The organism is Bacillus sp. Nf3 (assembly GCF_003028545.1).
Classification (GTDB): Bacteria; Bacillota; Bacilli; order Bacillales; family Bacillaceae; genus Bacillus; species Bacillus safensis.
This window is the reverse complement of the sequence record NZ_PYUA01000143.1, coordinates 1-504: the sequence shown is the minus strand read 5'-3', so window position 1 is coordinate 504 and position 504 is coordinate 1. Positions and strand designations below refer to the sequence as shown.

Annotated in this window: 1 protein-coding gene; it reads right to left on the bottom strand. The window is 63.7% G+C overall.

Annotated elements, in window-relative coordinates:
* On the bottom strand, positions 1 to 504 hold a 504-nt coding region (locus tag C9414_RS21230; protein WP_219909151.1), incomplete at both ends, for a hypothetical protein.

Here is a 504-nt window from a genome sequence, read left to right as displayed (position 1 = left end):
CCGCCACCGGCCACACGGATGATGCCGTTGTCCCAGCTGCTGATGCTGATCGAGGCCAGCGCACCCTCTTCGACGAAGAACGCATTGACCTTGGCCGTCAGCGTCTGCCGTTCCTGGTATTCCTTGACCCGCTTGGCGCGTTCAGCGGTGGCGTCCTTGTCCTTGGGCAGGGTGAATTCCTGCAGGCCTTCCAGCGAGGTGGCATCGTGACGGTGCGAATCAGCTTCGGTGCCGCGCTTGTACTCGCGCGCCTCGCCCAGCAGCAGGATCTTGCCGCGCAGCTTGCCGCGATATTTCTCGATGTCTTCGGGCTTCTTGATCTCGACCTGCACCAGCTCGCCTTCCACCGGGCCCTGCGTGCCCGGGGTCCAGGCCTTGGGCAGCGCGTGCAGCGGCTGGATGCGGTCACCCAGCATCTCCACGCTGGCCGAGGTGAATTCCCAGCCGCGTCCGAAATCATCGAAGGCTTCGTCGTGGACGTTGTCCAGCTTCCATTCGTTGAAC